General features: G+C 41.1%; 24 protein-coding genes. All 24 read right to left on the reverse strand.

The window, feature by feature from the left end; translation table 11 throughout:
* Positions 1-144: 144 nt before the first annotated feature.
* Positions 145-1,227 carry a trimethylamine methyltransferase family protein gene (locus CARFE_RS14965; protein ID WP_245570783.1) on the reverse strand — a complete coding sequence of 361 codons (1,083 nt, stop codon included), beginning with the start codon at positions 1,225-1,227 and terminating at the stop codon, positions 145-147.
* Between the two features lie 19 nt (positions 1,228-1,246).
* Positions 1,247-1,531, reverse strand: coding sequence for a helix-turn-helix transcriptional regulator (locus CARFE_RS0110270; RefSeq protein ID WP_028052698.1), 285 nt, complete (start codon positions 1,529-1,531; stop codon positions 1,247-1,249).
* A 21-nt stretch (positions 1,532-1,552) separates the two neighbouring features.
* Positions 1,553-2,542 carry a DMT family transporter gene (locus CARFE_RS0110275; protein ID WP_051250278.1) on the reverse strand — a complete coding sequence of 330 codons (990 nt, stop codon included), beginning with the start codon at positions 2,540-2,542 and terminating at the stop codon, positions 1,553-1,555.
* Positions 2,543-2,580: 38 nt separating this feature from the next.
* Complete coding sequence (locus CARFE_RS0110280) at positions 2,581-3,789, reverse strand: phosphotransferase (protein WP_028052700.1); 1,209 nt, start codon at positions 3,787-3,789, stop codon at positions 2,581-2,583.
* A 144-nt stretch (positions 3,790-3,933) separates the two neighbouring features.
* On the reverse strand, positions 3,934-4,491 hold the full coding sequence (locus CARFE_RS0110285) for a UbiX family flavin prenyltransferase (RefSeq protein WP_028052701.1): 558 nt from the start codon (positions 4,489-4,491) through the stop codon (positions 3,934-3,936).
* A gap of 16 nt (positions 4,492-4,507) precedes the next feature.
* Positions 4,508-5,158 carry a cobalamin B12-binding domain-containing protein gene (locus CARFE_RS0110290; RefSeq protein WP_034542034.1) on the reverse strand — a complete coding sequence of 217 codons (651 nt, stop codon included), beginning with the start codon at positions 5,156-5,158 and terminating at the stop codon, positions 4,508-4,510.
* Between the two features lie 19 nt (positions 5,159-5,177).
* Entirely contained in the window at positions 5,178-6,458 is a 1,281-nt protein-coding gene (locus CARFE_RS0110295; RefSeq protein WP_028052703.1) for a PocR ligand-binding domain-containing protein, read from the reverse strand.
* A gap of 163 nt (positions 6,459-6,621) precedes the next feature.
* On the reverse strand, positions 6,622-10,845 hold the full coding sequence (locus CARFE_RS0110300; RefSeq protein WP_034542036.1) for a PolC-type DNA polymerase III: 4,224 nt from the start codon (positions 10,843-10,845) through the stop codon (positions 6,622-6,624).
* A 6-nt stretch (positions 10,846-10,851) separates the two neighbouring features.
* Positions 10,852-11,511: an MgtC/SapB family protein gene (locus CARFE_RS0110305; protein WP_011344667.1), complete on the reverse strand. Its 660-nt coding sequence runs from the start codon at positions 11,509-11,511 to the stop codon at positions 10,852-10,854.
* A gap of 18 nt (positions 11,512-11,529) precedes the next feature.
* A complete protein-coding gene (locus CARFE_RS0110310) occupies positions 11,530-12,180 on the reverse strand; it encodes a glycosyltransferase family 2 protein (RefSeq protein ID WP_028052705.1) in 651 nt (216 codons plus the stop codon).
* 12 nt (positions 12,181-12,192) lie between these two features.
* The gene (locus tag CARFE_RS0110315; protein WP_028052706.1) at positions 12,193-13,902 is read right to left on the reverse strand and encodes a proline--tRNA ligase; all 1,710 of its coding nucleotides are present in this window, start codon (positions 13,900-13,902) and stop codon (positions 12,193-12,195) included.
* Positions 13,902-14,969, reverse strand: a complete 1,068-nt coding sequence (ispG, locus tag CARFE_RS0110320; protein WP_011344670.1) for a flavodoxin-dependent (E)-4-hydroxy-3-methylbut-2-enyl-diphosphate synthase — start codon at positions 14,967-14,969, stop codon at positions 13,902-13,904. The genes CARFE_RS0110315 and ispG overlap by 1 nt, the downstream gene beginning before the upstream one ends.
* Position 14,970: 1 nt before the next feature.
* A complete protein-coding gene (rseP, locus tag CARFE_RS0110325) occupies positions 14,971-16,002 on the reverse strand; it encodes an RIP metalloprotease RseP (protein ID WP_028052707.1) in 1,032 nt (343 codons plus the stop codon).
* On the reverse strand, positions 15,999-17,153 hold the full coding sequence (locus CARFE_RS0110330; RefSeq protein WP_028052708.1) for a 1-deoxy-D-xylulose-5-phosphate reductoisomerase: 1,155 nt from the start codon (positions 17,151-17,153) through the stop codon (positions 15,999-16,001). The genes rseP and CARFE_RS0110330 overlap by 4 nt, the downstream gene beginning before the upstream one ends.
* Before the next feature lie 15 nt (positions 17,154-17,168).
* Entirely contained in the window at positions 17,169-18,224 is a 1,056-nt protein-coding gene (ytvI, locus tag CARFE_RS0110335; protein ID WP_028052709.1) for a sporulation integral membrane protein YtvI, read from the reverse strand.
* Between the two features lie 9 nt (positions 18,225-18,233).
* Positions 18,234-18,995 carry a phosphatidate cytidylyltransferase gene (locus tag CARFE_RS0110340; protein WP_028052710.1) on the reverse strand — a complete coding sequence of 254 codons (762 nt, stop codon included), beginning with the start codon at positions 18,993-18,995 and terminating at the stop codon, positions 18,234-18,236.
* A 14-nt stretch (positions 18,996-19,009) separates the two neighbouring features.
* Complete coding sequence (locus CARFE_RS0110345) at positions 19,010-19,777, reverse strand: isoprenyl transferase (RefSeq protein ID WP_028052711.1); 768 nt, start codon at positions 19,775-19,777, stop codon at positions 19,010-19,012.
* A gap of 154 nt (positions 19,778-19,931) precedes the next feature.
* The gene (locus CARFE_RS0110350) at positions 19,932-20,096 is read right to left on the reverse strand and encodes a DUF362 domain-containing protein (protein WP_011344676.1); all 165 of its coding nucleotides are present in this window, start codon (positions 20,094-20,096) and stop codon (positions 19,932-19,934) included.
* Positions 20,086-20,301: a hypothetical protein gene (locus CARFE_RS0110355; RefSeq protein ID WP_011344677.1), complete on the reverse strand. Its 216-nt coding sequence runs from the start codon at positions 20,299-20,301 to the stop codon at positions 20,086-20,088. The genes CARFE_RS0110350 and CARFE_RS0110355 overlap by 11 nt, the downstream gene beginning before the upstream one ends.
* A 2-nt stretch (positions 20,302-20,303) precedes the next feature.
* On the reverse strand, positions 20,304-20,858 hold the full coding sequence (frr, locus tag CARFE_RS0110360; protein WP_210432955.1) for a ribosome recycling factor: 555 nt from the start codon (positions 20,856-20,858) through the stop codon (positions 20,304-20,306).
* Positions 20,858-21,586 (reverse strand): UMP kinase, encoded by a 729-nt coding sequence (pyrH, locus tag CARFE_RS0110365; protein WP_011344679.1) that lies wholly within the window; start codon positions 21,584-21,586, stop codon positions 20,858-20,860. The genes frr and pyrH overlap by 1 nt, the downstream gene beginning before the upstream one ends.
* Before the next feature lie 80 nt (positions 21,587-21,666).
* Entirely contained in the window at positions 21,667-22,320 is a 654-nt protein-coding gene (tsf, locus tag CARFE_RS0110370; protein WP_028052712.1) for a translation elongation factor Ts, read from the reverse strand.
* A gap of 110 nt (positions 22,321-22,430) precedes the next feature.
* A complete protein-coding gene (rpsB, locus tag CARFE_RS0110375; RefSeq protein WP_011344681.1) occupies positions 22,431-23,129 on the reverse strand; it encodes a 30S ribosomal protein S2 in 699 nt (232 codons plus the stop codon).
* 150 nt (positions 23,130-23,279) lie between these two features.
* The gene (gene codY / locus CARFE_RS0110385) at positions 23,280-24,065 is read right to left on the reverse strand and encodes a GTP-sensing pleiotropic transcriptional regulator CodY (RefSeq protein WP_011344683.1); all 786 of its coding nucleotides are present in this window, start codon (positions 24,063-24,065) and stop codon (positions 23,280-23,282) included.
* Between the last annotated feature and the right edge of the window lie 19 nt (positions 24,066-24,084).

The raw sequence follows: 24,084 nt of genomic DNA on the forward strand, positions 1-24,084 counted from the left end.
TCTTCGGTAAGGGGAGTGTCAGCTCCGTAAACCTTACTCGAAGACTTTTCCTTTTTCTCCTTCTTTAGATTTTTTCTCCAATTATTCGCCATTATCTAAACAAATTCCTTTTCTATTTGGCCACGAAATCTGAGCATTGGACGGTTATTTTATGTGAGTAGAAACAATTAAACTTCCCAGTAAACCACCCATATTGAATAAATCGGCTCCTGCCAGTAAAGCAGCAGTAACATTCATCCCAGTTTCATAACCCGACTGAGCATCATTTACATGAGAATTGGTAAGTCCAATATAACCTCCAGATGGTACATTGTAATATCTTGCCATCTCCGTATGCCCCATTTGCAAAATCCCCGTTTCAATTGCTCCCGGAGCATAATTTCCCGTTCTCATATCAGCTACTGTAGATAAAACAGCATAGATTAAAGGAGCTCCAGGACGGATAAGTTGAATTAATGTACTTAAAGCAAGAAATTCAGCATTACCCATTACTAAAGTTCCTAATAAGCTTAGGGGAGCAGTAAGCCCTGCATTAGGAACAATAGTTCCATAAACCGGTAGTCCTAATTTTGTTAAATAAATAACAGCCTCTGTCGATTCTTGGTCCATGGTAAGGGGAGAAACTACCGGACAATAATGGTGGTTAATAAATGGTCTTTCAAAATAAGCTTCTTTGCTTCCTGCTATGATATATCCTAACTCCAATACCATTTCTAAGTCTTTGAGATTCGGGGTATTACTGCGGACGGGTTTTTTACAATTTTTCAGCGCAGGGTAAAAGCGAGCTAGGCTAAATTGTCCTTCGGGAGCATCATCGGCTAACGTGGAAATGGAAAATACATCATACCCTGGAAGTTCATTTATTAAATAGGCAATATTGGCAATATCCGTAGAGGTTGCTCTTCGCTCTTCGCCGGTTTTCGGATCAATAATATTTGGAGCAGAACTGCCAGTAACTATAACCGGCCTATCAGCAGGCAGCTTAACATCTTTATCCGGGTCTTGGGCATAAAAAACATATTCGGGAACAAAAGATTTAATACAGCTCTCTACAACATGTCTGGGAATTTTAACAATGCCATCATCATTAACAAGACAACCACCATTTTTAAAAATTTCCCGGGCATGTTGATTACGAACTAACAATCCTACTTCTTCTAAAATTTCCAATGATGCCTCATGAATTTTTTGTTTTTCTTCTTCGGTAAAAAACGAGAAATAATTCATTTTTTCCCCTCCCTTTTTTTTAACTTACTTTCCATTGGGCTGGTAAATACTTAAGTCTGTCCCTTCCATAATCGGTTATTTCAAAACGCTCTACCAGTTCACCGGCATCGGTTAAATAAACCTCCGTGGTCTGAACAAGGCCTACCGCCTTCATAGATTGAAGATGGCCAATAATAGCATTTTTTCTAAATTGCCTTTCATTTCCATATTCATCCTTTAATTTTTCCATAATTTCCTCAGGAATAAGGGCTTTTTGCTCCACACCTAATAAATGCAATATTCTAAATCTTAAAGGTAATTTCATCTAAAACCCTCCTTAAATTAATTATCTTGCCCGTAAATTCAGTAATTCTTTGGGATTAGCAGTTACCAGCAACGTACCAATGGTAATTATAATTGCACCTCCAAGTAGTGTTGGCGTAATTTTAAGGTCCGTCAAAATAGCTCCAAAAAATACTGCCCACAATGCATAGGTAATATTTAAAGCCATTGCTCTACCAACTCCGGTCATATTTAAAGCTTTATACCAAGCCAAGTATGAAAGCGCACCAAGAAAACCGGCCAAAATTAGGTAATAAATGCTATTTTCCGAAAAAGTTGCAACAAACATCGGAAAACCTTTTATAATCGGAATTACTAAAATTAAGTAAGCAAGGAAGGAAAATCCCTCACGAATGCCAATAGCAATATCCGGATCAATCATATCCATCCCAAAAGTTGATAACACTCCTTCCATGCCCCAGCCAAAAGTAGCCAGTAGCGCAAATGCAAGTCCAAGGTAGAAGTTGGGGTAATTTCCTTCCGGCGGAGTATAACCAACTATTATTGCACCCAAAATACATAAGATAATTCCTAACCATACCCGCGGAGTAATCCGTTCCTTTAAAATGAAGACTGCCAAAATTGCACCAACCGCCGGATACATGGCTGTTATAGCCAGTGCATAAGATGCCCCCGCCATGTTAATCCCCAGTAAATAGCCAGACATCGCAATTGGTCCTCCAAAACATGCTGCCAAAATTACCATTAGCCCGGGTTTAGTACTCAAGGTCCGTAAATATTCACTAGCTTTACCGTTTAAAAAGTTATAGATTAAGAGCCAAACTGCCGCAAAGCCATCATGTAAAGCTGCACTTACAAGTGGTGCAAGATACAACGAGGTGCTATTAGTAAAAGGTGCTAAAGCAAGAGCCATACCTAAAATAACTCCATCCAATCCCCATGTTGCACCTGATAACACCCCCCAACCAAGTCCCCGCTTAGCATGGGCTAATTCCCTTGACATCTGTAATTCCTGAGCCTTTAAATCACTCATAAAAATCCCCCTTTTGGTGTTTACTTATTTTTAAATCATTAATTTAAATCATTAATAATTGTCTTTAATTTTTCTTTATTTTCCTCGATGAAATACATGCACTTTACCTGGTGCCTCAAATAAGCTAAATATTCATAAACGTTTAATGATAAATCCCCATAATAGGAACGTAAACACCAATAAATTAAGTACATATTTCCAGCAGCAATTACTTGCGGTAAGTATTCTTTTTCTGTTGAATTTAGCGGACTTAATCCTTTTAGCTCAATTAACTTATTTTGGTAAGAATTTAAAAATAATTCAAGCTGATCAAACCTTAATTCTCCATCGTTTTCATCATCCCAAGAACTGCAAAAATAGACCAGAGCAAGTCCTAAATCAAATATTCTGATATCCTTCTTCGACCAGTCAAAATCAAAAATGCCGACCGCTTTATTATCGCTAAACTTCAAATTTCCAGGGTGGTAATCACAGTGAACAGGAATTACTGGCATCTCTGCAAGTTTTTCGTCCGGTATGATGTTTTCCTGAATTACCCAGATAATGTTTTTATAATTTTTCACATAATAGTCATGGAAAATGTTGTTTTTAAGGTCAGAATTTTTATATTCTTCGTAATAGGACGGAAGTAATTTCATTAACTCATTGATGGGGGGTTCAAGGCGCTGGAATTTATGCGGGTTAAAATCTTTTGCAGCATTATGAAAAATAGCTAAGATCTCGGCCGCTGACTTTAATTCCTCATCATTTAACTTATTTTCAATCCAGGTATACTTATCTTCCCCGGGCAAATACTCGTAAACAGCAAAATACAACTCATCGGTAATATCGCCAATAGTAAAACTTTTCTTTACATAAGTCTTTCCCTCTTTGTTGGAATAAACTTTAGCCGCAATTTCGAGTCCATTTTTAATAGCGTAATTAATTAAACTGTGCTCAAATAATATCTCTTCTTCCTTGATTTCCTTTTTATACCATCTTACAAAATACTTATTTGTTGAACCGTTTTTTGACGTAATTACACCAAAGCTTCTATTTACATAGCCTCCAAATATTTCAAATACCTCAACAACCTCACCCAGGTCATACTCCTGCATAACTTCTTCAATTATATTGTGGATAAAACTTTCATTGACCAGCGCAGAAAGATCTTCAACTATCCCCTTAACTTTTGAAACATCATAAAAAACTTCATATAACTTTAAAACATCAGGTTTAAAAATAGGCTTAAATTTAGCAGTATCCATTTTCGTAAAAATCCCCCCGTTTTTTATTTTCAGACAATTCTTAACTTTAATATACTTAACTGGCTCTATTTTTACAATGGCTACGGTTGTCATCTTTTTGTACTTTTTTGCTATCGCTGAAAAGAAAAAACCGGCTAAAACCGGTTATTCCCAACGTTTAAAATTATTTAAATCAATACCCAAATGATCAAATACACGTCCAATAGTTTGATTGAGAATTTCCTCCAAAGTTTCCGGCTTAATATAAAAAGCCGGTACCGGAGGCATAACTATAATACCCATTCCAGCAGCTTTTTCCATGTTTTGCATGTGAATTTGATTTAAAGGAGTTTCCCTTACTAAAAGAATAATTTTCCTTTTATTTTTGAGTAAATTGTTGACTGCTTCATAAATTAATCCTTTTAAATTACCAGTCACAATCCCACCTAACGTTTTCATACTACATGGCGCAATAACCATACCGTCAAATTTAGTATTTCTGATTTTAGTTAAGGAAGTAAAGTCCTCATCAAAATAAAAATTAGTTGCCAAGCTTTGCAGTTTGGCAAAATTATAATCAATTTCCGTTTTAAAGGTATTTAAAGCACCCCGGGTCACAATTAAATGCGTTTCAATACCCAAATTAACAGCTGTTTCCAATACTTTAATCCCGTAAATTGTTCCAGATGCCCCAGAAATTCCAATAATGATTTTTATTTTCATCACCTCGTTTCAAAATTTATTGAATTGCAAAAGTTTGCTTTAACCATTGAACAGCTTCCTTTCCATCTTGTCCAAATCCATCTGCTCCAATTTTAGAAGCATACTCTCTTGTTACCGGTCCACCACCTACAATAATTTTAATTTCATCTCGCATACCAGCCTTTTCTATTCGTCTAATGATTTTTTCCATTTCTGTCATTGTAGTAGTCAACAATGCCGACATAGCTAACACATCGGGCTTATATTTTCTAATTGCCTCAAGAAATTTTTCTGCAGTTACATCTACGCCCAAGTTAACTACTTCAAAACCATTAGCTTCCAAATAATAACTAATTATATTCTTGCCAATATCATGCAAATCTCCAGCCACGGTTCCTATAATAACTTTAATACCTAAAAAATTATTATTAAACTGAATTTTGTATTGAGATTGAAAAAATTTTAAACAAGCGTGCACTGTTCGGGAAGCACTGAGTAATTCAGGTATAAAAAGCTCGTCATTATAATACAATTCTCCCAAAAACTCCATTGAAGGTATTAAAACTTCATGAATAATTTCAAAAGGTGTAATACCTTGTTCCACAGCCGTTATTAATAACGATTTTATATCTTTTGTTTTACCTTCCAGTACCATTTTTTTAATTTTCTCAAAAATAATATACTTCATTAGCCTTTACCCTTCCCTCTTACCCGTTGCGGTACTTCAGTGGTGACACCCCTTCTATTTTTTTGAAAACCTTGGAAAAGTAGCTCTGGTCTTTAAAACCAACTTTCTTGGCAATAAACTCTAATTTCTCATCGGTTTCCCGCAGGAGTTTTTTCGCCTCTTGTATTCTTATCCAGTTAACATATTCTTTTACCGTACAATTAAATTGTTCCCGGAATAAGTGACTTAAGTAAAATTGACTTATTGGAATATTATTAGCAATATCAATTAAATTTATATCTTTGAAATAATTTTTATTAATATAGTCAACCGCTTTCTTTAGTATATTACTATAGCCTTTAATCTTTCCTTTTAACATCACTATATTCATTCCATAATCTAAAGTAATTTCTTTTAGAGTATTTAAATTGTTTGTCGCCATCACAGCTTTTAGAAAATTACTTTTAATTTTAATTATTTCATCCTTATACTCATTTCCCTCACCTATGAACTTTGATAAATAAATTATCAATTCGATTAACAAAGTTTTAATATATTCAATATTATCTAAATATTGCATGTAAATTTCATTTATTAGTCTATCAATTGCTCGATTTGCTGCCTCAAAGTCGTTTAAATTAAAAATTTCGTAAAATTGCCGCTCATATTTTAACCAATTAAACGGAAAAATCTTATTAACTTCTGCATTTTTTACCTGAAGTTTCTTCCGCAACTGAATTTCTTTAAAAATCTGGATTTGCTTAAATGCACTATCCCTTCTTTGTTTTAAAACTACCGCTTCACTTTTTATTAAATGATTAATAATTAAAAATAATAAGTCAGCTGCCGCTTTCACCTTTCGTCCGCAATTTATCTCAAGTTTATTTATTGCAGCAATTAGTTTTTGCGAATCTAAGTTTAAATCATTGGTCATTTCAAGAATTTCTTCAATAAAATACTCTTCAGGTTCCCAAATTAGTACCTGACCGCAAATTATCGACCCGACAAAACTACCTTTCACAATTATAGGTGCTGCAAAACCGACCAATCCAGCATGACAACGAAATATATAACACTCCCCATACTGGAGAGCCTGTTTTCCTGCCCTCCGGTACGAATCTTGGCATTTCTTTTTACCTTTCTCGGTTGATTTTATAATTTTACAAAAATCACAGTCTTCATCGTTTTGATTTTTAAAAAAAGGTTTACCTTTTGTATCAACAACTAAAGCTTTTAAACCGGTTGCCTCATTAAAAGAACAAATCACTTTATTTAAAATATTTTCTAAATCAATATCAATTATTTCTACCGGATTTTTCATACCAACACCTCAAAGATAGTTTTATCTTTGAAACCACTTATAGCAAAAAACATACCTAACCTACTTCTGTTATTCCGAAAGCTTTTAATTTATCTTTAAGTCAAATTTGAATTACTATATATAAAAAAATGGGGCGGAAACGATTTCTTTCCGCCCCATTTTTTTAAGCAAAAAGTACTAACTGGGAAGTCGGTGCTAAGCCTTTTAAGCAGCCGTGGGCATCCAAAACTTCAATTACCGCTTTAGTGGCTTTTCCCCGGGTTTTTAAATCTTCAATGGATACAAACATTCCTTCCTCCCGGGCCTTTACAATATTTATCGCCGCTGCTTCCCCAATTCCGGGTAAAGCCACAAAAGGAGGCAAGATACCCTCCGGGGTTATTAAAAAGCGGGTTGCATCGGATTTTTCCAGATCTACCGGCAGCATTTTTATTCCCCGGGCCAGCATTTCCAGGGCAACTTCTAACACCGTAACAAGACCTTTTTCCTTTGCCGTTAAACTTCCCCCCCGTTGTTCCAGCTCATCAAGAGTTTTCCAAATTTTTTCTGGACCAGCCAGGATAACGGGCAGGTCAAAATCATCGGCCCTTACGGTAAAATACGTAGCATAAAAAGCTTCCGGGTAGTAAACCTTAAAGTAGGCAATTCTAAAAGCCATCATCACGTAAGCTACCGCATGGGCTTTGGGGAAAAGGTATTTTATTTTCTGGCAGCTTCCAATAAACCAGTCGGGAACTCCATGTTCTTTCATTACCGCTATTTCTTCCTCGGAAATTCCTTTTCCTTTGCGGACATTTTCCATGATTTTAAAAGCTTTTTTGGGAGGAACCCCTTTTTGCAGGAGGTAAATCATAATGTCGTCCCGGGTAGAAATTGCATCGGATAATTTACATATTCCGGCTCGAATTAAATCCTGAGCATTATTCAGCCACACGTCCGTTCCATGGGAAAAGCCGGAAATCCGCACCAGTTCGGTAAAGCTCTTGGGTCGCGTATCTTCAAGCATCTGCCGCACAAAACGGGTTCCAAATTCCGGAATTCCGTAGGTACCTACAGTAGTGCGGATTTGTTCGGGAGTCACCCCTAAGGGTTCGGTGGAAGAAAAGATACCTAAAGTTTTCCGGTCATCTAACCGGATAGTTCGGGGATCAATTCCCGTTAAATCTTCCAACATCTTAAGAACGGTCGGGTCGTCGTGGCCCAGGATGTCAAGCTTAACCAAACGGCTCGAAATTGAATGATAATCAAAATGAGTGGTAACCACTCCCGCACTTTTATCATCCGCCGGATACTGGAGAGGAGTAAACCGGTGAACATCGTTATTTTTCGGGACAACCATAAGACCGCCCGGATGTTGACCGGTGGTTCTCTTGACTCCGACAATCCCGTTCGTTAGCCAGTTTATCCAGGCCTGACGGGCCGGCCTTCCGGTCTCCTCAAAATATTTTTTAACAAAGCCAAAGGCTGTCTTATCGGCAACGGTAGCAATAGTTCCCGCCCGGAAAACGTAATCCTTGCCAAATAGTTCTTCGGTATACTTGTGAGCTCGAGGCTGGTATTCTCCGGAAAAGTTTAAATCAATATCCGGAACCTTGTCCCCTTCAAAACCCATAAAGGTTTCAAAGGGGATATCGTGACCCTCTTTTTTGAGAAGAGTACCACAGCGCGGACAATTTTTGTCGGGCATATCGGCACCGCAGCCGTAACTGCCATCGGTAATAAACTCGCTGTAGCGACAATTAGGACAAAGGTAATGGGGGGGTAGAGGGTTAACCTCGGTAATCATCGTCATCGTTGCAACCAGCGAGGAACCTACCGAACCCCGCGAACCTACAAGATAACCATCATCCAAAGATTTTTTTACCAACTTATGGGCTATTAAATACAATACGGCAAATCCGTTATTAATAATAGCATCAAGCTCCCGCTTTAATCTTTTTTCCACTATTTCCGGAAGCGGATCTCCGTATAACTCATGGGCTCTCTGGTAAGTCATTTCGTAAATCTGCCGGTCCGCCCCTTCAATTATCGGCGGGTAAAACTCATCGGGAATTGGTTTAATCTCTTCAATTTGTTCGGCAATTTTGCGCGGGTTGTCCACTACCACTTCATAGGCTTTTTCCTGGCCTAAATAAGCAAATTCTTTTAACATTTCTTCGGTAGTTTTAAGGTAAATGGGCGGCTGCAGTTCGGCATCATCATACCCCTGCCCTTTTTGGAGAATCCGGCGGTAAATTTCATCTTCCGGCTCTAAAAAATGAACATCGCCGGTAGCCACCACCGGTTTATTTAATTTTTCTCCCAAAGCAATGATTTTCCGGTTCAGCTCTTCCAATTCCTGTTCGCTCTTTAAACGCTGGTTTCTCAATAAAAAGGCATTATTTCCTTTAGGCATTATTTCAAAATAATCGTAAAACCGGGCAATTTCTAAAATACGGCTCTCCGGCTGGTTTTCCAGTAAAGCGGTAAAAAGCTCCCCTGCCTCGCAGGCAGTACCTATCAGTAAGCCTTCCCGGTAGCGCATCAGCTCACTTTTGGGGATGCGGGGGTGGCGGTGGAAATATTTTAAATGGGATAAGGTAATTAAACGGTAAAGGTTGTAAAGTCCTTCCTGATTTTTCACTAAAATCGAAACGTGATAGGTTTTAGAACGGTCGTTAATGTAGTTATAGTTTATTTTAGCTAAGTCCTCTAAGCTATAAAGTCCCCGTTCAAAAAGCCTGGGCAGTAGCTTTAAAAAGACTTCCGCTAAAGCATAGCTGTCCGCCAGAGCCCGGTGGTGGTTATTAAGGGAAACGTCCAGGTGTTCGGTTATGGTTTTTAACTTGTGATTTTTCAACTCCGGAAACAGAATCCTGACCAGAGCCAAATTATCCACCACCGAAAATTTTCGATCATGTCCCAATCTCTTTAAAGCTTGTCGTAAAAACCCGTAATCAAAAGCAGCATTATGGGCCAGCAGGATGCTGCCATCGCAAAAACGCAGGAATTTTTCTATGGCCTCACCAAAATCCAGCCCTTCCTTTTCTAAAAGGTCGTTAGTAATACCGGTAAGTTCGGAAATTTTAGCAGAAATAGGTTTTTGCGGGCGAACCAGTACGGAAAAAGTCTCCTTTATCTCTCCGTCAAAGATTTTAACCGCTCCAATTTCAATAATTTCATCTCTTTGCGAAGATAAACCGGAAGTTTCAAAGTCAAAAGCTACTATTGGCGTTTCCTTTAACGATAAAGGCTCGGGGTTAAAAACTACCGGCAGTCCATCATCCACCAGATACCCTTCAAGTCCGTAGATAACTTTAATCCCGTATTTTGNCGAAAGTTCCGCTGCTTCAGGAAAAGCCTGAACGACACCGTGGTCGGTAATAGCTACCGCCTCATGCCCCCAGCTCTTCAAAGTTTGGAAAAGCTTTTCTAAATCCACTACGCTATCCATTGCGCTCATCTTACTGTGTAAATGGAGTTCAATTCTCTTGGTTTCAGCCATATCCATCCGGCCCGCAGGTTTTTCTATTTCCTCCAAATCATTTATAAATAACACCAGTTCATCGGCAAAACGGTCAAACTGCACTTCGCCCCTGACCTTTACGTACATGCCCTCTTTGATTAAAGAAGCTTTTTCTTCCTCCCCTTTTTTCAAAAACAGTTTGGCCGAAATGGCATCCGTTTGGTCCGTTAGGTTAAAAGTAATTAATATCCTTTCCGTCTTAAGCTTTTTCACTTCCAAATCAAAGATAACTCCACTGACCACCACATTTTTTTCCTCTTCGGTGAGGTTGGCAATTTTACAGGGAGTTTCCTTAATTTCCTTTCCTATGGAAAGTTTAACCGGAACCTCCTCTTTATTTTCCTGCCCATCTCTTTCCGCCACTTTTTCTTCCCAAAGCTTTTGTACCAATTCTTCTTCCATTTCTAACTGCCAGTCCAGTACTTCCTTTGCTTCTTCTTTAAATTTAGCAATAAACTTATAATCCGGAGCGACTTTAGCCAGAAATTTCGTAATTGTTTCCACTACTTTTTTCCGTTTAATAGTATCAAACACTATTTCATTGGCGGTTTCAAAAATAATGTTTTCACCATCAAAGGTTAAACCCGCTTCCCTGAGTTCCCCCCGCAAACGCGGTAATTTTTGTACCAGTAAATAGTTAATATCTTCTAAGAGAAGCTCGATGTCCGTATCGCGAAAACTCTCCACCGCTAAATCAACACTTACGTTTAAATCCGGAAGTTCTTCCAAGATTGCTGCCTTTAAGCCATCAAACTCTTTTAAAGAAATATAATGGGGAGCTTTAAAATAAAGCTCCCATTTTTGATTTCGGGGGTCCACCTGAACTTTATCTAAAAACGCTTTTTGCTCCAAGCTTTCCAGGATAGACTTAATTTTGTCCATAAGGCGTTACTCCTTTTGCACCTGAATTACTCCCGGAAGATTGGCTATTTCCTCTATAGCCTTATAAACCCGGTTTTTATCCGGTCGCGAAAGCATTATGACAATTTGTACTTTTTGGTTCTTCTTTTTAATAATCTCCACATTATCAATATTAAGTCCGTAACGGCCAAAAGCTTCGGATACTTTGGCCAGTTGTCCCGGAGTATCCTCTACCAGAACAGTAACCGTTTCACCGCTACGGTAAATTTCCAAATATTTTTCCACCTTACCTAAGTACAATAAGGCAATGTAAACTATGCCGGTAGCAATAACTGCTCCAAAATAAAAGCCCATGCCCACCGCCAGACCAACGCCGCTAACCACCCAGAGGCTCGCAGCGGTGGTAAGACCGCGAATTGTTAGACCCTCCCGTAATATAGTCCCGGCGCCCAGGAAACCAATCCCACTTACCACCTGAGCAGCTAAACGGGCCGGGTCAGCATTGGCCTTACCGTAAAAGTCAAAATAAATTTGTTCGGAGAGCAGCATGATTAGAGCCGAACCTACGCAAACCAAAATATGAGTGCGAAAGCCTGCGGATTTACCGAGACTTTCCCGCTCAAGTCCTATTAAGCCCCCCAGAATACTTGCCAGGATCAACCGGATAACAATCTCAAGCTCGCTCATCGTACTGCTCCTCTATTTTTAAAGTTTAATTTTACTGCCAAAGCTAAAAACTATGTCCCGGTACATTTTAGCTCTTGCTACCATTCCAGGAATTAGTCCTAACTTTTCTTCCTTCATCACATGGGTTAAATGGGATAACGGTACTTCAATTACTTTTATACCCCTCTTCCTGGCATATAAGGTAAGACTTACCTCAATACCGTAGCGAAGCTGTTCGATGTCGTCATTTTCCGCAAAAAACTCTTCTAAAAACCACCTTTGAAAAGCTCTTTGACCCGAAAGAAAGGGAGTAATTTTCTGGGCAAAATCGGTAGCAAAACGGCCCTGATTAAAAATACCTACCGTCATAACTGCTTCTTCCTTTATTACCGGTAGCAAAAGGTTAATTACGTGTCTTGAAGTTAAATTAACTAAATCGGCGTCCAAAAAAACAATAATATCACCGCGAGAACTTTTAAAACCTTCTAAAAGCGCTGCACCTTTTCCCCGATTTTCCCGGAGAGAAATAACATGAGCTTTTAACTGGCGGGCAATAACCGCTGTTTTGTCCCTTGAGCCATCATCGATAACAATAATTTTATCGATGAGCGAAAGTTTTTTTAAACTTGCAATCACCCGCCCGATATTTTTTTCCTCGTTATACGCTGGAATCAACACCTCAACGGTCAAAGAGCTTTCCCCCTATAATGTTTTTAAGAGCTGTCTTAAGCCATCCACTAACTCTTCTTTTTGGAAAACCTTTTCTTCCCGGGTCCGGCGAATTTTTACCTCATATACCCCTTCACTTACGGTCCGTTTACCAACGGTTATCCGGAGCGGAATGCCAATTAAATCCGCATCTTTAAATTTAACCCCGGGTCGCTCGTCCCTGTCATCTATCACAACCTCGAAGCCAGCGTTTAATAACAAATTATAAACTTCCTCCGCCATTTTCATTTGCTGTTCGTCCTTATTGGAAACCGGCACCACGATTACTTCAAAGGGAGCTATAGCCGCCGGCCAGATAATACCATCTTCATCATGGTTTTGCTCCACTGCTGCCGCCATAGTCCGGGTAACGCCAATACCGTAACAACCCATAATTATGGGCTTTTGCTGCCCATTTTCATCTAAATAAAAGGCTCCCATTTTCCTGCTGTATTTATCCTTAAGTTTAAAGATCTGCCCCACTTCAATACCCCGGGCAAACACCAGGGCTTTTCCGCATTTGGGACAGGGCTCTCCTTCTTCAACCAAACGGATGTCCGCATATTTTACCGCGGGTGAAAAATCCCTTTCGGGATTTACGCCGGTTAAGTGATAACCCGTTTCGTTTGCTCCGGTAACCGCATTTAAAACATGTTTTACTTCCAGATCGGCAATTACCGGAATATTCACCCCTACCGGACCTATCGAGCCGTATTCGGCCCCTAATACCTCTTCCACTTCCTGGGGGGAAGCAAGCTCTAAAACCAAACAATCCACCTGATTCTTAACCTTAACTTCATTAACTTCCCGGTCACCCCGCACTACTGCCAGCACATACCCATCATCGGCCTTGAATAATACCGATTTTAAAATTTGTTTTTTCTCAACCTTTAAAAACGCGGCTACTTCGTCTACAGTTTTTACATTGGGAGTTGCTACTTTCTGAATCTCCGCAGGAGTTCCGATTACTTCGGGAGTAAATTTTGTTTCCGCTTTTTCCAAATTAGCGGCATAGCCGCAGTTATCATCTGGGCAATAGACGACTACCGCTTCGCCGGAATTGGCCAGCACCATAAATTCATGGGTGGTGCTCCCACCAATCGCACCGGCATCCGCTTCCACCGCCCGAAACTTTAAACCGCAGCGGGTAAACACATTGGTATAAGCTTCGTACATCTTGCGGTAACTTATTTCTAAGCCTTCTTCATCCCGGTCGAAAGAATAAAGATCCTTCATGATAAATTCGCGCCCGCGCATTAAGCCAAAGCGAGGTCTTTTTTCGTCCCGGTACTTATTTTGAATCTGGTAAAGAAGTAGTGGTAATTCTTTATAAGACCTTACTTCCCTTCTTACCAGGTCGGTAATAATCTCTTCATGGGTAGGCCCGAGGCAAAAATCCCGGTTGTGCCGGTCTTTTAATTTAAAAAGTTCAGGACCGTAAACATGCCAGCGGCCCGTTTCCAGCCAAAGTTCCGCCGGCTGTAAAATCGGGAGCATTAATTCCTGGCCGCCCTGCCGGTCCATTTCCTCCCGGATAATCTGCATGATTTTTTTAAGAACCCTCTGGGCTAACGGTAAATATGTATACACCCCCGATGCCGATTTGCGGATAAAACCTGCCCGCAACAAAAGTTTATGACTTATCACTTCTGCTTCTGCAGGATTTTCTCTTAAAGTCGGCATAAAGTACTGGGATAGCCTCATTACACTTCCTCCTCCAACTTTTTAATCTCTTCTTTTAATACTTTTAATATTTCTTCTTCCCCAATTTTTCTAACAACCTTTCCCTTTTTAAATAATAACGCTTCACCCCTGCCGCCGGCAATTCCTATGTCTGCTTCCCGGGCTTCGCCGGGGCCATTAACCACACAGCCCATTACCGCAATTTTCAGGGGTTTTTTGACGTTTTGAGCAAACTTCTCAACTTCCCGGGCTATTTTAATGATATCCACCTGGGTGCGCCCGCAAGTTGGACAGGAAATAACCTCAGCTCCGTACTCCCTTAAACCCAGAGCTTTTAAAATTTGAAATCCTATTTTTACCTCTTCCACCGGATCCGCCGTCAGGGAAACCCTCAAGGTATCACCAATACCTTCGGCCAAAAGGGCCCCGATCCCAACCGCCGATTTAATAATCCCGGTGGAGCGGGGTCCCGCTTCGGTTACGCCAATATGAAACGGGTAGTCAACCTTCTTAGCTAAAAGTCGGTAGGCTGCCAGCATTAACGGTATATCCGATGCTTTTAGCGATATTTTGATAAGATCAAAGCCCATGTCTTCCAGAATTCCCACATGGTGGAGAGCGCTTTCCACCATCGCTTCAGGGGTAATGCCTCCATACTTCTCCACAAGCTTTTTTTCTAAAGAGCCGGCATTTACCCCTATCCGGATGGGAACTCGGCGGTTTTTAGCCTCCCGCACAATTATCCGAACTTTTTCAGCACTCCCGATATTTCCGGGATTCAGTCTAAGACCGTGAACCCCCGCCTCCAGAGCCATTAACGCCAGCTTATAATCAAAGTGAATATCGGCAATAACCGGCAGAGGAGATTTTTCCACGATTAATTTTAAGGCCCGGGCCGCTTCCTGATCGGGAACGGCTACCCGCACCAGTTCGCAGCCGGCTTTTTTCAGTCTTTTAATTTGTCTTAAGGTTTTTTGCCAATCCCGGGTATCGGTATTGGTCATTGACTGCACGGTAATCGGTGCGTCCCCACCCACCGGCACCGTTCCAATAAAAATGGTTTTCGTTTTTCGGCGCGGAAGCAGCAATTTAACCACCTATTAGCGAAATAATGTCTTTATAAGTTATAATTAGCATCAGTAAAAGCAAAAGCCCAAATCCGATTAAATGAATAAAGTTTTCCTTCTCCGGATCGATTGGTTTTCCCCGCAGAGCTTCAGCTAAAACAAACATAATCCGGCTACCATCCAAAGCCGGTATGGGAAGCAAGTTAAAAATGCCAAGGTTGATGCTCAAAAAAGCGGCCAGCTGAACCAGGGAACTCAGACCAAACTGGGCAGCCCGGCCAATCTCCGAAACCACCCTTACCGGCCCCCCAAGCTCCATTGGAGCCTGGTGTACAAGCATTTTCCCAAGAAACACTACAATTAAAGCAATTATTTTAAAGGTGTAAACAAACCCCAGGTACAAACCTTCCCATATTGGTTTTCGTTCAATTTCCTGCCGGGGAACAATACCAATCTTCCCTAACCCCTGGTCATCGGGGCGGGGGGTAACTACTATGGTTTTTCCCAGGTTTTCCCGTATAATTTTAAAGGTTAACGGTTTACCGGGGCTTTTACTTATTATTTCCACCAGCTGTTCCCACGAAGTAATCTTTGTTTCGTTTACCGCTATTATTTTATCGCCGGGCTTAAATCCAGCTGCTGCCGCCGGCATATTGGGCTGGACCTTATCGATCACCGGGACCGCTTTAGGGATTCCAAAGGCGCTAAAAACCAGCGCCAAGAGAACCACCGCTAACAGAAGGTTCATTCCCGAACCAGCAAATAACACCAAAGCCCGCTGCCAGACGGTTGCTTTTGTAAAACTGCCCCGGTCGTCCTCCTCTTCTTCCCCTTCTTCTAAATCCATCCCTTTCATTTTCACAAAACCGCCCAGAGGAATTAATCTTAAACTGTACTGCGTTTCCTTTTTCCGGGTTTTGGCTAAAAGCGGACCAAAACCGATGCTAAACTCTTTAACGACAATACCCACTTTCTTGGCCGCTAAAAAGTGACCAAGTTCGTGAATCCAAATTAAAAGAAAAAAGATAACAATTGAGGCAACAGCCGTTATCACTGGTGTTCACCACCTATAAATTTTCTTGCCAGTTCCCTTGCCCGAAAATCCACCTCTAAAATCGTCTCCAAATCCATTTTTACCGGTGAAAAACAGTTTAATACTTTTTCTACAATTTGGGCAATTTCCAGAAACTTAATTTTTCCGGCCAAAAATGCTTCAACGGCAATTTCATTGGCAGCATTTAAAACCGCCGGATAAATATTTCCGGCTTTGCCGGCCTGGATAGCAAGTTTGAGAGCCGGAAAACGTTCATAGTCCGGTTTTTCAAAAGAAAGAACGCCAATTTCCGTTAAGTTCAAGCCCGGCAGGTTGTTGGGAAATCTTTCGGGATAAGTCAGGGCATATTGAATGGGATACCGCATGTCCGGAAGTCCCAGCTGAGCTAAAACTGAGCCATCATAAAACTCCACCAGCGAATGGATTACCGACTGCGGGTGAATTACCGGTTCAATTTTTTCATAGGGAATTTGGAACAAAAAGTGCGCTTCGATTATTTCCAAACCCTTATTCATCAAAGTAGCCGAATCAATGGTAATCTTATTGCCCATTTTCCAGCGGGGATGCTTGAGGGCCTCCGCCACGGTGACATTTTTTAATTGTTCCAAGGTGTATTCCCTAAAAGGTCCCCCGGAAGCGGTGATGAGGAGTTTCTTCACCCACGCCAATTTTTCTCCCTGAAGAGCCTGAAAAATGGCCGAATGTTCACTATCCACCGGCAAAAGGTTTTCCCCTAACTTCATCAAGGGGGTGATGATTTCTCCAGCAGCAACCATTGTTTCTTTATTGGCTAAATAAATTATTTTTCCTGCTTTTAAAGCCTCAATGGTAGGAAGCAAACAGATGGTACCGGGAATCGCCGTAATGATGCCATCAACGCCGGGTAGTAAAGCCAAATTCAGTAGTTCTTTGCTACCGGTAGTAAGAAGTATTCCGTGGTTTTTAAACTCCCGGTAATAAGTTTTATAACTTTCTTCATCGGCTAAAAAAGCATGCTTAACCTTAAAGCGCAGGCACTGCTCTAACAAAAGTTTACCGTTTTTTGCCGCAGCCAAGGCTACCACGGAAAATTTATCGGGAAAAAACTCGATAACTTCTAAAGACTGCCGGCCAATGGAGCCGGTACTTCCCAAAATAACGATCCTTTTCATATTTCCTCCAGCACTCTATTTTTTGTGAAAGTTAATTATTTCCGCATCAATTAAGGCTTTAATTATTAAAAGAATAATCGGACCCGCTGCAATACCCAGAACCCCTAAAAGCTTTAAACCCACATACATAGATATTAACGTTGCTAAAGGGTCTAACCCCAGGTTTTCGGCCACTACTTTAGCTTCAACCACTTTCCGGAAAGCCGAAATGGCCATATAAAGAATGAGAATTTCGACCGCCATCAAATATTTTCCCTGAATCAGCAGTATTCCCGCCCAGGGAAAAATTATCAGGCTTGGGCCCACAATCGGAACCAGATCCAAGAATCCAATTATTAAACCCAGGGTAAGGGGGTAAGCTGCGCCAATTAAATAAAGGCCAAAAATGGTAAGAATCGTTGATAATCCTACTAAAATCGCCTGGGCTTTTAAAAATCTAAAAGCAGCAGCAATCGCTTCCTTTAAAACATACTCACTTTTTTGCCGGTAGTTTTCCGGCAGCACATTAAAAACTAACCGCTGGTACTGGGGTAAATCTTTGCTGAAAAAATAAGCAGCTATTAAGGCAATCAGCAAAATAATAATAAATTCAGGTACTTGAGCCAGGCCAACAAAAATGCTGGTAAAAAAGTTCTTTCCTACTTCCACCACTTGATTTAATAACTTTTCGGCATTCTGTTTAATGGAATCAGCAAGGGTGGAAGGAAGCTTTCCTAAAAAACGGTTTCCCCCGGCTATCATAAAGGTAATCTGGTCCTTGATATTGGTTAGCATATCCGGTACGTAATTGGCTAACCGGTACAATTCGGTAACAAGTTTTACCAAAAAAGAAGAGATAACAGTTAAAAAAAGTATTAATAATATTGCCAGAGAAATGCCCGTACCAATAGCCCGCGTAAGATTAAATCTTTTCTCAAAATAACTTACCATTGGCTCCAAAATTATGGCAATAAGTATGCCAATAATAAACGGCAACAAGTAGAGCACCGCTATTTTATAGATAAGCCACAGGCCTAAAATCCCGGCCAGAAGCCCCAATAAATAAATGCCGTACCTTTTCCAATTTTCCATAATCCACCTCTAATTAAATAATAAGTAAAGATAGTAAAAAACCGGAGCAGAAAGCAGTACCCCATCAAATCTATCCAGTATCCCGCCATGCCCGGGTAAAATCTCTCCTGAATCTTTTACTCCAGCAAAACGCTTGATAGCCGATTCCAAAAAATCCCCCGCCTGAGCTATCAAAGCAGTAACAAAGGCAAGTGGTAGCAAAGTTAAGCTACCTAAAACAAACCTACCGTAAAGAAACGCGATGAATAAAGCTCCCAGTAAACCTCCCAAAGCCCCCTCTACACTTTTTTTCGGGCTTAAAGCCGGTGCAATTTTCCGCCTGCCAAATTTTTTACCTACAAAGTAGGCAAAAGTATCGTTGGCCCAGATTAGCAAGAAGTAAAACAAAAACAGTCGAAAACCCGGAGGGGTGCTTCTAATTTCATAAATAAAAATGAATAAAAAAACATACATTAAACTGGTATAGGTATAAAAAAATTCCAAGACGCTGTGCTTTTGGTGTTTGACCAGGTAATAAATGCCCGTAGCGATGAAAAAGAAATAGGGAAGAATTTCTCTGGAAACCAAATCAAAAAAGCCAAGTAAAAGTAAAAAATAGGCAAGGGGGACATAAAGCTTAAGCTCTTTCGTTAAAAACATCCGGTAAAGTTCGTAAAAACCTATTAACGCCATTAAAGCAGTTAAAATCTTAAGGTAAACCCCGCCTAAATAGCCAACTATTAAAAATCCGGGCAGTGCAACAAGGGCAGTAATAATCCGATAACTTAACATCCATAACTTTCTCCTTACGGGTAATTTACGCCTCCAAAGCGCCGTTCGCGTTTTTGGTAGTCTTTAATTGCCTGTAGCAGATGTTCTTCGGAAAAATCCGGCCATAAAACATCGGTAAGCCAGATTTCACTGTAGGCAATTTGCCAGAGAAGAAAATTACTGATGCGAATTTCCCCCGACGGCCGAATTAATAGATCAGGATCGGGAAATTCTTTGGTGTAGAGATAGTTGGCAAAAACTTTTTCATCTATCTGCTCAGGCGATAATTTTCCATTTTTTATCTCGTAAGCAATTTTCCTGGCCGCTTCCACAATTTCTCTTCGGCCCCCGTAATTTAAGGCCAAAATCAGGTTTAAGCGGTTGTTGTGGCAGGTTTTCTCTATACCTTGAGCCAAGGCTATCCGGGCCTTTTCCGGAAGTTCGGAAATTTCTCCAATTACCGTGAGCCTAACCCCTTCCCGGTTTAGTTCATCGGTTTCTTTTTCAATATACTCCACCAAAAGGTTCATCAGAACATTAACTTCTTCTTGTGGACGCCGCCAGTTTTCCGTGGAAAACGCATAGAGGGTGAGGTAGGGTACGTTTAATTTTGCGCAGAACTTTACCACCCGCCGGACCGTCTCTACACCGGCCCGGTGGCCAAAGTAGCGCGGCATTCCTCGTTTTTTAGCCCACCGTCCGTTACCATCCATAATAATAGCAATGTGCCGGGGCATTTTCCTAAAATCGAGATCGCTTATATCTATTTGATTGTTTTTCTTGCGAAATATGCTGAAATCCATCGTTCGCCTCCACGAAAAGCTTAAAACCCCATGTCCATTATCTCTTTGTACTTTTATATTATATCGTATAAACTTATTTCATAAAAGACAATTTCCAATTACTTCCCCAAAATGACTAAACCCCCTCTTTTTAAGAGGGGGTCTTATGTTTAAATTACTCTTCCACAATGGCACCTACCGGGCAAGCTTCAGCGCAAGTCCCGCAGTTCTGGCAAGCATCGGTGATTTTGTAAATATCACCTTCCACGATGGCATTATGGGGGCAGCTATCCATGCAGGTCCCACAAGCCAGGCACTCCTCGGTAATTCTATAAGCCATCGATTGCACCTCCTTTCTCGTAATCGGTAAAACCGATTACGATTCTTCCCTCGGTTTCTCCCCTTTTTATTTGTAAAATTCGAGGGTCACCCTTTGGAAAATACTTACCGGGCGGAGAGGTAATAACGATCTCCCATTTTAAATTTTCCTTTAAAATTTTTCTTAGCCCGGCTTCGCAATCAATACCTAACAGTTCCCGTTCCATAACTAAATGCTCAATATCTCATCTTCTTTAGCTTTTAAGAGCTCATCTACCGTCTTAATAAACTTATCGGTTAGCTTCTGGACTTCATCCTGACCGCGTTTTCCTTCATCTTCGGAAATAACTTTATCCTTTTCTAAGTCCTTAATCCTGTCGTTGGCATCCCGCCGAATATTGCGAATTGCCACCCGCGCTTCTTCAGCTTTCTTCCTGGCCACCTTCACCAGTTCCTGCCGGCGTTCCTGCGTAAGGGGAGGAATAGCAAGCCGGATTACACTTCCATCATTGGTTGGGGTTATACCGAGATCCGATTTAAGAATAGCTTTTTCGATCGCCCCCAAAGCTCCTTTATCCCAGGGTTGTATTACCAGTAAGCGGGGTTCGGGAGCGGAAATGGTAGCCAATTGATTTACCGGCATCTGGGTCCCATAGTACTCCACAACTACTTTTTCTAACAAAGCCGGAGTAGCCCTGCCAACCCGCATGGTAGCAAACTCTTTTTTCAAAACTTCAATAGCCTTTTGCATGTGGTCCTGGGCTTCCTTTAAAATATCCTGAATCACTTGCGCTCACCCCCAACAATGGTGCCAATATTCTCCCCTAAAATCACCCGCTTGATATTCCCCGGGACTTCGAGATTAAAAACGATGAGCGGAATATTATTATCCATACAAAGGGAGGTAGCGGTGGAATCCATTACTCCCAAGCCGCGATTTAGAACTTCAATATACTCCAATTCATCAAATTTTTGAGCATTGGGATTTTTCAAGGGGTCAGAATCATACACGCCATCGACTCTTTTCGCCATTAAAATGACTTCTGCCTCAATTTCGGCCGCGCGTAAAGCTGCGGTGGTATCGGTGGAAAAATAAGGGTTACCGGTACCCGCCGCAAAAATAACTACCCGGCCCTTTTCCAGGTGGCGTATGGCCCGTCGCCGAATATAAGGCTCGGCAATCTGCCGCATTTCAATCGCCGTTTGCACCCGGGTATCAATTCCAAGCTTTTCCAGAGCATCCTGCAGGGCCAGAGAATTTATGACCGTAGCTAACATTCCCATATAATCGGCGGTAGCCCTATCCATACCTTTGGCACTTCCGGAAAGACCCCGCCAGATATTCCCACCACCAACAACCACAGCAACCTGGATTCCAAACTCTTTGATAATCTCCGCAATTTGGCCGGCTATCGAGTTTACAACCTCCGGATCAATTCCGTAACCTTTTTCACCGGCCAACGCTTCACCGCTTAACTTTAAAACTACCCTTTTATATTTAGGTGAAGGCACGTTTTTACCTCCAGTTCCTGACAATGATAATTCTACAAATCCGGAAAAAATCCTGTAAAAGTTCACCCTTGTGAAAATAATTATTTATTAACTTTCATTGCTGCAGCTACTTCGGCAGCAAAATCCTCCTCTTTTTTGGCTAAACCTTCGCCCAATTCAAAGCGAACAAAACGGCGAATGTTGATATTTTCACCAATCTTCGCAATTTTCTCGGTCAGAAGTTCTTTGACGGTAATATCGGGATTTTTAATGAATGGCTGCTCTAAAAGACAGACTTCTTTAAAGAACTTTTCAAGACGACCTTCCACCATTTTTTCTACTACGTTCGCCGGTTTACCTTCGTTTAAGGCCTGTGCCCTTAAAATCTCCCGTTCTTTTTCAATGACTTCCTGCGGTACATCTTCCCGTCTTACATACTCGGGTTTAGCTGCAGCAATTTGCATAGCAATATCCCGGGCAAAAGATTTAAACTCATCGGTTTTCGCCACAAAATCGGTTTCGCAGTTGATTTCAACCAGTACGCCAATCCGACCGCCACCGTGGATATAAGCTTCAACAACTCCTTCGGTAGCAATCCGGCCAGCTTTTTTCGCCGCAGCGGCCAATCCTTTTTGCCGTAAAATTTCAATTGCTTTTTCCATATCACCGTTAGCTTCCTCTAATGCTCTCTTGCAGTCCATCATGCCAGCACCGGTTCTTTCCCGGAGCTCTTTAACCATTTGTGAAGTTATCATTTATGTACCTCCTTTAATTTTTAATAGTACCCATAAAAATTATGCCCGATAGGGCAAAATCTTACAACCATTTTTTGTTCATAAAAAAGGTAGGGTTTAATCCCTACCTTTTATTCCGCATATTGCTCGCCTTGACGGCCTTCAATTACCGCATCAGCAATTTTGGAAGTAATTAACTTTACCGCCCGGATAGCATCGTCGTTACCGGGAATTACGTAATCCACCTCATCGGGATCGCAGTTTGTATCCACGATAGCAACTACAGGAATATCCAGTTTCCGGGCTTCCGCCACGGCAATTTTTTCCTTCCGAGGATCAACCACAAACAGCGCATCGGGTAACTTTTTCATCTCCTTAATACCGGACAAAAAGCGGCTTAATTTTTCCTTTTCCTTTAAAATTTTTGCTACCTCTTTTTTCGGAAGTACCGACAGCGCACCTTCTTGCTCCATTTTTTCAATTTCAATAAGCCTTTCTACCCGTTTTCTGATGGTTTTAAAGTTGGTAAGGGTACCTCCCAGCCACCGCTGATTTACGTAAAACATTCCGCAACGTTCGGCTTCTTCCTTAATAGCATCCTGAGCTTGCTTTTTCGTTCCAACAAATAAAATCGTACCACCCTGTGCCGACAATTCTCTAACAAAACTATAAGCTTCCTCTAATTTTTTGGCGGTTTTCTGCAGGTCAATGATGTAAATCCCGTTCCGGTCGGTAAAGATATACTCCGCCATTTTGGGGTTCCAGCGCCGGGTTTGGTGACCAAAATGAACCCCCGCTTCTAAAAGTTGCTTCATGGAAATTACAGCCATTTAAGAATCCTCCTTTTGGTTTTTTCCTCCGCCCGGTTCATCCAGGCTAAAGACCATTGCTGGCACCCTTTAGCCGGTCGCCGGGAGTGCGTTTTCGACACCGGTAAAGATTGTATCACAATTTATTTTTCCCTGCAAGGAGAAAATTTTTTAATTATTTAGTTTTTCTAATTCTTCAAAAAGATGGTCGTTTAACACCTTAATGTAAGTACCTTTCATCCCTAAGGATTTTGATTCAATGACCCCGGCACTTTCAAATTTGCGTAATGCATTGACAATTACCGAACGGGTTATTCCCACTCTATCGGCAATTTTGCTGGCAACCAGCAGGCCTTCGTCCCCTTCTAACTCTTCAAAAATATGCTTAATGGCATCCAATTCGGAGTAAGAAAGGGTCGCCAGGGCAATTTGGACCGCAGCTTTCTTCCGGGCTTCTTCTTCCACTTTCTCCGCCTGGGCCCGCAGAATTTCCATACCGATAACCGTAGCTCCGTATTCGGCCAGAACCAAATCGCCATCGGTAAACGATTCGTCAAACTTGGCTAATACTAAAGTACCTAAACGTACCCCACCGCCAACAATGGGTACAACGGTCATTACCTTGTTCTGGGAAATGCATTGCACATCCTGAAAGAAAACACAAGCATTAGCTTTCTGGCAGAAGTTAGCATGGGTTTCGGTAATTTTCAAAAGAAAATTTTCATTGTAATCTTCGGGGAACCGTTCGGTTTCTTCCACTACCTGCCGCATAATATCGCAGGTGAAATTTTTAAAAAAGGCATGTCCTAAAATTTTCCCTTTCCGGCTCACGATATAAACATTGCAGTTGATATTTTCGGAAAGAACCTGGGCAATTTCCTCAAAATCTACCGGATTTCCCGCTGCCTTCTGCAATATACGATTGATGCTTCGAGTTTTTTCCAAAAGTGTTCTCATCATGTTTCCTCCTTACTAA

The organism is Carboxydothermus ferrireducens DSM 11255, from assembly GCF_000427565.1.
In the GTDB taxonomy this organism is placed as follows: Bacteria; Bacillota; Z-2901; order Carboxydothermales; family Carboxydothermaceae; genus Carboxydothermus; species Carboxydothermus hydrogenoformans.